Below are 10,753 nucleotides of genomic sequence, written 5' to 3'. Positions count from 1 at the left end.
GAATCTCCAGAGGCTTCCCCGCGGCGACTGCCACTGCGGCACGCGTCTTCATCTTCCCGGCTCCTCGCGAATCGTCCGGCGAAACCCTAGCGGACAGGTCGTCCCAGTCCCAGGCCCGATATCCCGCGGCCCCGCCCCGATAACCTGAAGTTCAGGCCTCCGTCGCTTTCGGGCCTTGTCAGGAGCGACGGCCGCCTGCCCAAATCGCGACCGGCGGGGCGGACCATTCCCGCAAGACGCTGAGGCAGGACGGTAAGAGAAGCCCGGCAGGACCGGTGCCGCCTCGGCGCGGGGGATCACAATCTGGGGGTTTGCATGAGCTTTCTGAACAAATCGGCCATGGCGCTGGCCCTGTGTCTGGCGGCATCCGGCCTGGCGGTGTCCGGCATGGGGGCGCTGGCCGGCCCGGCGGCGGCCGAGACGGTGCTGAACCGCGGCTTCGGCAGCGCGCCGTCGACCCTGGATCCGCAGCTGAACAACGGCGCGCGCGAGAACTACATCATCGCCGACCTGTTCGAGGCGCTGCTGATCCTGGACCCGCAGGGCAACCCGCAGCCCGGCGCGGCGGAGAAGTGGGAAACCAGCGCCGACGGCCTGACCTGGACCTTCCATCTGCGGCCTGGGCTGAAATGGTCGAACGGCGACCCGATGGTGGCGGCCGATTTCGTGCGCGGCATCATCCGCGCCATCGACCCCGAGACGGCGTCGGAGCACGCCTACTACCTGACCGCCGTCCTGCCGATCAAGAACAGCAAGGCCTTCAACGAGGGCAAGCTGAAGGATGCGAGCCAACTCGGCGCCGCGGCGCCGGACGACCGCACGGTGGTGCTGACTCTCGACTACCCGATGCCGGATGCGCCCTACATCCTGGATTTCCACACCACGGCGCCGGTGCATGAGCCGAGCCTGAAGGCCGCCGGCAACAAGCTGGACTACACCCGGCCGGAGCTGTTCGTCAGCAACGGCGCCTACATGCTGAAGGAATACGTGCCGCAGTCGAAGGTGGTGCTGGTCAAGAACCCAAACTACTGGGACGCGGCCAACGTCAAGATCGACACGGTCGTCTACCACGTCACCGAAGACGCCTCGACCGAGCTGAAGCGCTACCTGGCCGGCGAGTTGGACAGCACCATGACGGTGCCGTCCGACCAGATCGAGAAGCTGAAGGCCGAGCGGCCGCAGGAGCTGCACCAGAATCCGACGCTGGGCATGAAGTATCTCAGCTTCCAGCCCGATGCCGGCCCGCTCTCCGACATCCGCGTGCGCAAGGCGCTGGCCTATGCCATCGACCGCGACTTCCTGCAGGAGAAGATCGAGAAGGCCGGCAACGTGCCGATGTACACCTTCTCGATCAACCAGGACCCGGCCTACAAGCCCGGCAAGGTCGAGGAGGCGGGGCTGAGCAAGGAGCAGCGCCTGGCCGAGGCCAAGAAGCTGCTGGCCGAGGCCGGCTACGGCCCGGACAAGCCGTTGGAGCTGGAGATCATCGGCCCGTCCAGCGCCGCCAGCAAGCGGCGGGTCGAGGGCATCGTCGCGATGTGGAAGCAGAATCTCGGCGTCCGCACCAAGCTGGACCTGACCGAGGTCAAGACCTGGCTGGAGAAGCTGCACACCGGCAACTGGCAGGTCTGCATGGACAGCTATGGCGGCGACTATCCGCAGGCCAAGACCTGGCTGGACGCGCTGCGCTACAGCGGCACGCCGAGCTACCACTGGAAGGACGACGAGTACGAGAAGCTGATGGACGACGCCAACGCCAGCGCCGCCGACAAGACCAAGTTCTACGGGATCCTGGGCAAGGCCGAGCAGCGGATGCTGGACCAGTACGTCTTCATCCCGATCACGGTGTCGGCCGACAACCTGCTGGTCCAGACCTACGTCAAGGGCTGGGGCGCCAACCCGATCGGCCATCCGATGTCGAAGTTCCTGAGCATCGAGAAGTAAGGGCCGGAGTCCTTCGATCGACACCCCCCTCCCCCTGCCCCCTCCCGCGAGGGGAGGGGGGACTCGAAACGACTGTGATCTCTTCGGGTCAACGACCCCAGCCGAACCATTCACGTCCGCCCTCCCCTCGCGGGAGGGGCAGGGGGAGGGGGTTCCCTCCGCCGGAGCAGAGACAGGGAGCAGCCGGACCCGATGGTCTTGTCCGTCCTTCGCCGCATGCTGGGCAGCGTGCCGACGCTGTTCGCGCTGGCGACGATCACCTTCTTCGTCATCCGCTTCGCGCCGGGCGGACCGTTCGACGGCGAGAAGAAGCTGCCGCCGGCGCTGATCGCCCGGATGGAGGCGCAGTACCATCTGAACGAGCCGCTGTGGCAGCAGTATCTGCGCTTCCTGGGCGATGTCGTGCGGCTCGATTTCGGCCAGTCGATGTACTATCGCGAATACACGGTGACGCAGCTGATCGGCCACGGCCTGCCGATCTCGCTGCAGATCGGGCTGTGGGCCACGCTGCTCTACGCCATCGCCGGCGTCACGCTCGGCGTGGTCGCGGCGCTGCGGCGCAACGGCATCCTGGACAACCTGGTCAGCGCCGTCGCCATGGGCGGCATCGTGGTGCCGACCTTCGTCATGGCGCCGATCCTGCAGATCGTCTTCGCCCTGATGCTGAGCCTGGTGCCGGTGGCCGGCTGGGACAATGGCTGGCGCTCGATGGTGCTGCCGGTCGTCGCCATGGCGCTGCCGAACATCGCCTATGTCGCCCGGCTGACCCGCGGCGCCATGATCGAGACGCTGCGCAGCAACTACATCCGCACCGCCCGGGCCAAGGGCGTGGGCGAGTGGCGCGTCCTGACCCACCACGCCATCCGCGGCGCCATGATCCCGGTGATCGCCTATCTCGGCCCCGCCACCGCCGGGCTGATCACCGGGTCGATGGTGATCGAGACCATCTTCGCCGTGCCCGGCATCGGCCGCTACTTCGTCGAGAGCGCGATCAGCCGCGACTACACCATGGTGATGGGGGTCACGCTGGTCTACGGCAGCTGCATCATCCTGTTCAACATGGTGACCGACGTGGCGCAGATGCTGCTGGACCCGAGGTCGCGCACATGACCGACGTTCCCGCCGATCTCGCCGCGCCGGAGGAACAGGGCGCCGAGGGCGTCAGCCCGCTGCGCGAGGCGCTGCGCCGGTTCCGCTCCAACCGGGCCGCCGTGGCCAGCCTGGTCATCCTGGTCCTGATCGTGATCTTCTGCTTCGGCGGGCCGCTGCTGTACGGCTACGAGCCGGACGACGCCAATTTCGAGGCGATGAACGCGCCCCTGGACCTGTTCTCGGCGCATCCCTTCGGCACCGACGACCTCGGCCGTGACCTCTTGCTGCGGATCATGGCCGGCGGCCAGGTGTCGCTGATCATCGGCCTGGTGGCGACGCTGATCGCGGTCGCCATCGGCGTCACCTGGGGGTCGGTCGCCGGCTTCCTGGGCGGGATCATCGACCAGGTGATGATGCGCATCGTCGACGTGCTGTACGGCATCCCCTACATCTTCCAGGTGATCCTGATCAGCATGGCGCTGGGCCGCGGCAGCACCGCCGTGATCATCGCCGTGGTGCTGTCGCTGTGGCTGACGCCGTCGCGCATCGTCCGCGCCCAGGCCATCGCCCTGCGCAACCGCGAATTCATCGAGGCGGCGCGGGCCGGCGGCATGACCAAGCGGCAGATCGTGCTGAAGCACATCATGCCGAACTGCGTCGGCGTGGTGATCGTCTATTCCAGCCTGCTGATCCCCGACGTGATCCTGAGCGAATCCCTGCTCAGCTTCCTCGGTCTCGGCGTGCAGGCGCCGGAGACCAGCTGGGGCGTGCTGATCAGCGAGGGCCAGGCCAAGATCGAGACCGATCCGCACATGCTGATCCTGCCGGGCCTGGCCCTGGCCCTGACCCTGTTCTGCATGAACTTCGTCGCCGACGGGCTGCGCGATGCCTTCGATCCCAATGAACGCTGATCCCCTGCTCTCCGTCGAGGGCCTCGGCATCCGCTTCCGGACGCGCCGGGGCGAGGCCGTGGCGGTCGACGGCGTCGACTTCACCGTCCGCCGCGGCGAGGTGCTGGGCATCGTCGGCGAGAGCGGGTCGGGCAAGAGCCAGATCCTGCTGTCGATCATGGGCCTGCTGGCCGGAAACGGCGCCGCCACCGGCCGGATCCGTTTCGAAGGACAGGACCTGCTGGCGCTTGACCGGCGCGGGCTGGACCGGCTGCGCGGGTCGGCCATGACCATGATCTTCCAGGACCCGATGACCTCGCTGAACCCCTATCACCGGGTCGGGGCGCAGCTGACCGAGGTGCTGATCCGCCACCAGGGGATGAAGAAGACCGACGCCTGGGAGACCGCCGCCAGAATGCTGGACCGGGTGAAGATCCCGGACGCGGCACGGCGCATGCGACAATACCCGCACGAGCTGTCGGGCGGCATGCGCCAGCGGGTGATGATCGCCATGGCCCTCTTGTGCAATCCGCGCATCCTGCTGGCGGACGAGCCGACCACGGCGCTGGACGTCACCGTCCAGGCCCAGGTGCTGGACCTGCTGCGCGGCCTGGTGCGGGAGCTGGGAACGGCGGTGATCCTGGTGACGCATGACCTCGGCGTCGTCGCCGAGATGTGCGACCGGGTGCTGGTGCTCTACGGCGGCAAGGTGATGGAGGCGGCGCCGGTCGACCCGCTCTTCGCCGACCCGGCCCATCCCTACACCCGCGGCCTTCTGGATTCGACGCCGGACCTCGAGGGCCGCGACGGCGAGCTGCGGGTGATCCCGGGCCAGCCGCGCGCCGCCTCCGGCGACCTGCCGGGTTGCCCCTTCGCCCCGCGCTGCGACCGCAGGATCGAGGCCTGCGCCGTCCAGATGCCGCCGCTGCTGCCGGCCCGGGATGGCAATGGCCGCGTCGTCGCCTGCCACCGGCCGTTGCCGCAACCCGCCGCCATGCCGGAGCTGGTGCCATGACCCCGGTGCTGTCGGTCCGCAACCTGAAGGTCCATTTCCCGCTCTCGGCCGGGCTGTTGGGCGGCCCGCCGCTGATGGTGAAGGCGGTGGACGACGTGTCCTTCGACCTGGCCCCGGGCGAGGTGCTGGCCGTGGTCGGCGAATCCGGCTGCGGCAAGTCGACCCTCGGCCGGGCGGTGCTGAAGCTGATCCCGCCCACCGCCGGCACCGTCGCCTGGAACGGCAGCGACGTCACCGGCCTGTCGGAAGACGCGCTGCGGCCGCGGCGGCGGGACATGCAGATCATCTTCCAGGACCCGCTGGCGTCGCTGGATCCGCGCATGACCGTGGCCCAGATCATCGGCCGGCCGCTGCGCACCTTCCACCCCGAGTTGAAGCGGTCCGAGGTCGCTTCCCGGGTCAACGAGGCGATGCGCCAGGTCGGCCTGTCCCCTGCCCTGGCGCACCGCTACCCGCACGAATTCTCCGGCGGCCAGTGCCAGCGCATCGGCATCGCCCGCGCCATCATCCTGCGGCCGAAGCTGATCGTCTGCGACGAGCCGGTGTCGGCGCTGGACGTCTCGATCCAGGCCCAGATCGTCAACCTGCTGATGCGGCTGCGGCGGGAGATGGGCATGGCGCTGATCTTCATCTCGCACAATATGAGCGTGGTGCGGCACATCAGCGACCGGGTGATGGTCCTGTATCTTGGGCGGGAGGCGGAGATCGCCGGCCGCGACGCCTTCTTCGCCCGGCCGCTGCACCCCTATGCCCAGGCCCTGCTCTCCGCCGTGCCGGTGCCGGACCCGGTGCGGGCGCGGCAGCGCCGGCGGGTGGTGCTGCAGGGCGACACGCCGTCGCCGATCGACCCGCCCTCCGGCTGTGCCTTCCGCACCCGCTGCCCGCATGCGGCCGAGCTGTGCGCCCGGGCCGCACCGGTGCTGCGCGATTTCGACCCCGGCCACCGTGCGGCGTGCCACCGGGTCGAGGAGCTGGCCCATGCGCCGGGGGTGGGTCACACCGAAGCGGTGCTGGGGTAAGATTTCCGTCATGAGCATCGATCCCGGCTTCCTCGACCGCCTGATCGCCGCGCCGCGGCTGCTGTTCCCGGCCGTGTCGCCGGACGGGCGCTGGGTGGCCTGGCTGTGGAACAGCAAGGAAGAGGGCAACGGCCCCTGGATCGCCCCGACCGCGGGCGACGCGCCGCCGCGCCTGCTGCTCGAGCCCTGGTCCGGCTGGGACTGCGAGAGCTTCAGCTGGGCTCCGGACAGCCTGTCGCTGATCGTCGCCCGCCGCCGCGACGGCGAGGAGCAGGTCGGGCTGCAGCGGGTCTGGCTGGACCCTGCCCGGCCGGCGGAGACGCTGCTGCCGGACCGGCCGGGCTATTACGTCTACGGCGCCCAGCAGCATCCGGACGGATGCCGGCTGATCTATGCGGCCAGCCGCGACCCGGCCACCGGGGCCGGCGGCGACATCCTGCATCTCTATGAGCACGACATGGCCACCGGGGCGCAGCGCGTTCTGGCCTCGCCGCGACGCTCCTGCAAGCTGACACCGAAGCTGGACCCGACCGGGCACCGCATCCTGTATCTGCGCAACGACCATCACCCCAGCGGCCGGGCGCTGTGGGTCCACGACCTGGAGACCGGCGCGGACCGCGAGCTGTACAACCCCGGCGGCCCGGCCAAGGCCGAGGGCGTGTGGTCGCCGGACGGATCGCGCGTGGCCTTCGTCGCCGAGGGGCCGACCCACAAGCGGCTGGGGCTGATCGACCTCGCCTTCGACCAGTTGCGCTGGCTGGTCGACACCCCGGCGATCCCGGTCGAGCATGTGCGCTGGCCGCGCCAAGCCGATGGCGGCCAGGATCTGCTGGTGGTGCTGGAATCCGGCGCCGCGCGGGACGAGGCCGGGTTCCTGATGGTCTCCACCGGCGCCTATGCTCCGGTGTTCCGCGGCGGCGACATCCTGCGTCCGGTCGCGCCGCTGCCCGACGGCCGCTGGGTGCTGGAGCGCGGCCGGGCCACCGCGCCGACCGACATCGTCACCCTGGCGGCCGAGGCGCCGGACCAGCTGACCGCGCATCAGCTGACGCCGCTGCCCGACGGCACCCTGCCCGGCCCGGCGGAGCTGAGCCCGGCCGAGCCCTTCTGGTGGCATTCGGTCGACGGGCTGCGCGTCCAGGGCTGGCTGTACCGCGCCAGGGGCGAGGCGCGCGGCGCCGTGATCCATGTCCATGGCGGGCCGACCGCGCATTACGACGGCCGCTTCGACCCGGTGCCGCAGGCGCTGGCCCGAGCCGGCTTCAACGTGCTGCAGCCGAACTACCGCGGCAGCACCGGCCTCGGCCTGGCCTTCCAGGAGGCGATCAAGGACGACGGCTGGGGCGGGCGCGAGCAGGAGGACATCCGCACCGGCATCCTGGCGTTGATGAATGCCGGGCTGGCCCGGCCGGGCCGGGTTGGCATCACCGGCCTGTCCTATGGCGGCTATTCCGCCTGGTGGGCGATCACCCATGTCCCGCGCGAGGTGATCGTGGCCTCGGCGCCGATCTGCGGCATGACCGACCTGGTCACCGACTACTGGACCACCCGGCCCGACCTGCGCCCCTATTCCGAGGCGATGATGGGCGGCACGCCGGACGAGCTGCCGGAGAAGTACCGCGAGCGGTCGCCGATCCATTTCGTCGACCGGATCGAGGGGCGCCTGCTGATCGTGCAGGGCCTGACCGACCCGAACGTGACGCCGGAGCATGTCGAGATCATGCGGGCGGAGCTGGACGCCCGCGGCATCCCCTACGAGACGCTGCTGTTCCCGGACGAGGGCCACGGCATCGTCAAGCCGGGCAATTGCCGGGGGCTGTACGAGCGGCTGATCGCCTTCTTCAGCGAGGCGTTCGGGCCAAGCGATGCCGAGGATCAGGGCACGCCGGCGACTGTGACGGTGGCCGCCGGAGAGTCCTGAGCTTCGCCCTGCCTTTCCCGCAGCCGAGACCCTTTCAGAATTCCAACACCGTCATTGCGAGCGCAGCGAAGCAATCCAGGAGCCGGTGCGCACCGGCCCCTGGATTGCTTCGTCGGCTTCGCCTTCTCGCAATGACGGCGAGGGATGGCGCTGGAAACGCCTTACCGCTCTGATGGATCAGATCAGCCCGGCTTGTAATCCACGATCGGCGGCACCCCCGTTCCGCCCGGCGGCATGATGTTGGTGCCGCCCAGCGGGGCCATGTAGGTGTGGGTGCTGTGCTGCACGCCGGCCTGGTCGATCCAGGTCTTGGCCAGGCTGCTGCAGGATCCGGAGAGCTGGGTGTCCGCCGCCGGCTGGGCGTAGCTGACGCCCTTCAGCTCGTTCTCGAAATGCGTCAGCCCGTCGGTGACATAGCCGGGCGGCGCCAAGTTGCAGGGTTGGTAGATCGTGGCGATGCCCGGCAGGTTCCACCACGCGTTCGGAACGATGTCGTAGTCGTTCCAGCAGCGCATCGAATAGGTGAAGTCCTGGGCGAACAGCGCGGCGAAATCGGCATTGCCGGCGGTCGGCGCGGCGAAGGTGGCGGGGACGATCTGGGTGGTGATGGTGCCGAGGCTCTGCAGCCAGGGCGCCACGACGGTGGTCAGCGCCCCGCCCAGGCTATGGCCGGTGACCACCAGCACCGGCTGCTGGTTGGCGTTCAGATAGCCGGGCACGAAGTCCGACAGCGTCTGGCCGTTCGAGCTGAGCTTCTGGATGACCTCGAGCGCCGAGAGGGTGCCTTTGGCGATCCGAGCCGTCTCGGTGGAGGGCTCCCAGGGCAGCGCCACCTGGTCGGGCACCCGCAGATCCTCGAACAGCTGCTTGAGGATGCCCCAAGGATCGTCGACATGGACATCGGTGCCGCGCAGGCAGACCACCAGCAGCACCGGCAGGTTCGACGCCGCGTCGGTGTAGGCGGCGGCGTAGGCGAGGTTGCTGTCGTCCCAGTCCTTGGCCGGGCCCCAGACGACGCTCCAGCTGCCGATCGAGGAATCCGGCGCGTTCGCCCCCGGCGGCGGCACCCCGGGCACCGCCTCGGCGATCTGGTCGGTCGAGAAATACGAGATCTGGCACAGCTGCAGATAGCTGATGGCGAAGGGCGTGGGCGAGGTGCCGGCCTGGCCGGTGGCCCCCTGCCTGATCTGCTCCGGTGTCATGATGCCTCCATTCCGCGCGGATCTTGGCAGGCCGGTCCTGCGCCTGCGCGGCGAGGCGGGCCGGTCGCATCCATGACCGCTCGCGGGCCTATCGCCGTCAACACCTATAAGTTGTGCAAAATGCACCCCAATTCGCAAGAACGGACGGGAGCGACAACGCGGATGCAATCCGGCGGCCGGCCCGATACTGTGCGGCCGAGCACAGACCCTGCCCTCCGGACCCCGATGAGCCGCACCGTCCCTTCCGAAGCCGCCGCCGCCTGGCGCACCAGCATCGTCGTCAGCCCCGAGATCGGCGACGAGGTGCAGACCGCCTTCGACGACATCTTCGCCTCGGTCGCCGCCTTCGAGATCGAGGAGGGCGGCGACTGGGTGATCGAGGGGATCGACCGCGCCCCGCCGGACGAGACGGTGCTGGCCGCGCGGCTGGCCCTGGTCGAAAGCATGCTGGGCGTCGCCCTGCCGGCGCCGGTGGTGGAGAAGGTACCGCCGACCGACTGGCTGGCCGCGACCTACCAGGCCTTCCCGCCGCTGCGCATCGGCCGCTTCTTCATCCATGGCTCGCATATCGAGGATGCGCCGCCGCCCGGCACCATCCCGCTGTGCATCGACGCCGCCACCGCCTTCGGCAGCGGCGAGCACCCGACCACCGAGGGTTGCCTGCGGGCGCTGGACCGGCTGTCGCGCCGCCGCCGCTTCCGCAACATCCTCGACATGGGCTGCGGCACCGGCATCCTGTCCTTCGCCGCGGCGCGGCTGTTCCACGCCCCGGTGCTGGCCGCCGATATCGACCCGGAATCGATCCGCGTCACCCGCATCAACGCCCGGATCAATCGGCTGTCGGACCGGATCACCGCCGTGGTCTCGAACGGCTATGCCAGCCGGGTGGTGGCGGAGCACGGGCCCTACGACCTGATCATCGCCAACATCCTGGCCCGGCCGCTGATGGCCATGGCCGACGACCTGCGTCGGCATTTAGCGCCGGGCGGCGTGGCGATCCTGGCCGGGCTGCTGGAGCGCCAGGCGCCGCAGGTCCAGGCGGCGCACCGGCTGCAGCGGTTGACGCTGCAGGACAAGATCCCGATCCGCGGCTGGCCGACGCTGATCCTGGGTTGAGGCGGCGGAGCCTTGTCAGGCCGCGCCGGCGAGCCGGTTGGTGTTGGCGGCGCGCTGCAGCGAGGCGCGCACCGCGCCTTCCGGCAGCATGGCGGCGACATCCTCGTCGCCCTGCACCAGCACCGTCTCGATCAGGTTGCGGGTCAAGCCGATATCCTCGAGCTGCCGGTCGGTCAGCTCCATCAGCTCGTGATAGGTCAGGCTGCGGTCGATGCCGCCGCGGAGCTTGAAGAAGCCGCGGATGAGAGTGGCGAGAAGCTGGTATCCCATGATCGTGTGTCCCGTGTTTCCGCTTCCTGCTGGTGCAGGTTATTGCGTTGCAACATCCGCCGCGGCCCTGCCGCGACGGCGTGAAGGAACGCTGCTTCCGGGAGACGTTTCCGAGATTGTCGTTGATGGAGGGACCGCTGGAACGGCGATCTCACATCGATAGGATGCGCGCTTTCTTGTGCAGCGCAATATCGAATTTGTGCATAGCAACATATCACTTTACGCGGCCGCGCCGGGCTTGGCGACCGCCCCGCCCGACCGCTTCCCCCGCTCCGCCTGATGCG

General features: G+C 69.3%; 9 protein-coding genes. 7 read left to right on the top strand and 2 right to left on the bottom strand.

Annotated features, from left to right (window positions below; translation table 11 throughout):
• Positions 1-315 precede the first annotated feature (315 nt).
• The 6 genes from P409_RS15385 (at position 316) to P409_RS15360 (ending at position 7,881) form a co-directional block, all read left to right on the top strand.
• Positions 316-1,944 (top strand): peptide ABC transporter substrate-binding protein, encoded by a 1,629-nt coding sequence (locus P409_RS15385; protein WP_052120695.1) that lies wholly within the window; start codon positions 316-318, stop codon positions 1,942-1,944.
• A 192-nt stretch (positions 1,945-2,136) separates the two neighbouring features.
• Positions 2,137-3,054 (top strand): ABC transporter permease, encoded by a 918-nt coding sequence (locus P409_RS15380; protein WP_034838560.1) that lies wholly within the window; start codon positions 2,137-2,139, stop codon positions 3,052-3,054.
• The gene (locus tag P409_RS15375; RefSeq protein ID WP_034838557.1) at positions 3,051-3,947 is read left to right on the top strand and encodes an ABC transporter permease; all 897 of its coding nucleotides are present in this window, start codon (positions 3,051-3,053) and stop codon (positions 3,945-3,947) included. Before P409_RS15380 ends, P409_RS15375 begins: the two co-directional genes overlap by 4 nt.
• Positions 3,937-4,941 carry an ABC transporter ATP-binding protein gene (locus P409_RS15370; RefSeq protein ID WP_034838554.1) on the top strand — a complete coding sequence of 335 codons (1,005 nt, stop codon included), beginning with the start codon at positions 3,937-3,939 and terminating at the stop codon, positions 4,939-4,941. The genes P409_RS15375 and P409_RS15370 overlap by 11 nt, the downstream gene beginning before the upstream one ends.
• Complete coding sequence (locus tag P409_RS15365; protein ID WP_052120693.1) at positions 4,938-5,960, top strand: ABC transporter ATP-binding protein; 1,023 nt, start codon at positions 4,938-4,940, stop codon at positions 5,958-5,960. Before P409_RS15370 ends, P409_RS15365 begins: the two co-directional genes overlap by 4 nt.
• Positions 5,961-5,970: 10 nt before the next feature.
• Positions 5,971-7,881 (top strand): S9 family peptidase, encoded by a 1,911-nt coding sequence (locus tag P409_RS15360; RefSeq protein WP_034838551.1) that lies wholly within the window; start codon positions 5,971-5,973, stop codon positions 7,879-7,881.
• Positions 7,882-8,063: 182 nt separating this feature from the next.
• Here P409_RS15360 and P409_RS37980 read toward each other — a convergent pair whose 3' ends face one another.
• Complete coding sequence (locus P409_RS37980) at positions 8,064-9,083, bottom strand: lipase family protein (RefSeq protein ID WP_034838548.1); 1,020 nt, start codon at positions 9,081-9,083, stop codon at positions 8,064-8,066.
• 225 nt (positions 9,084-9,308) lie between these two features.
• Here P409_RS37980 and P409_RS38910 point away from each other — a divergent pair, with 225 nt between their 5' ends.
• Positions 9,309-10,199, top strand: a complete 891-nt coding sequence (locus P409_RS38910; RefSeq protein WP_034838546.1) for a 50S ribosomal protein L11 methyltransferase — start codon at positions 9,309-9,311, stop codon at positions 10,197-10,199.
• A gap of 15 nt (positions 10,200-10,214) precedes the next feature.
• Here the strand turns inward: P409_RS38910 and P409_RS15345 are convergent, their stop codons facing one another.
• Positions 10,215-10,469: a DUF1127 domain-containing protein gene (locus P409_RS15345; protein WP_034838543.1), complete on the bottom strand. Its 255-nt coding sequence runs from the start codon at positions 10,467-10,469 to the stop codon at positions 10,215-10,217.
• Positions 10,470-10,753 lie beyond the last annotated feature (284 nt).

The sequence above is a fragment of the Inquilinus limosus MP06 genome, assembly GCF_000767795.1.
In the GTDB taxonomy this organism is placed as follows: Bacteria; Pseudomonadota; Alphaproteobacteria; order DSM-16000; family Inquilinaceae; genus Inquilinus; species Inquilinus limosus_E.
This window is presented reverse-complemented; position numbering and strand designations above follow the sequence as displayed.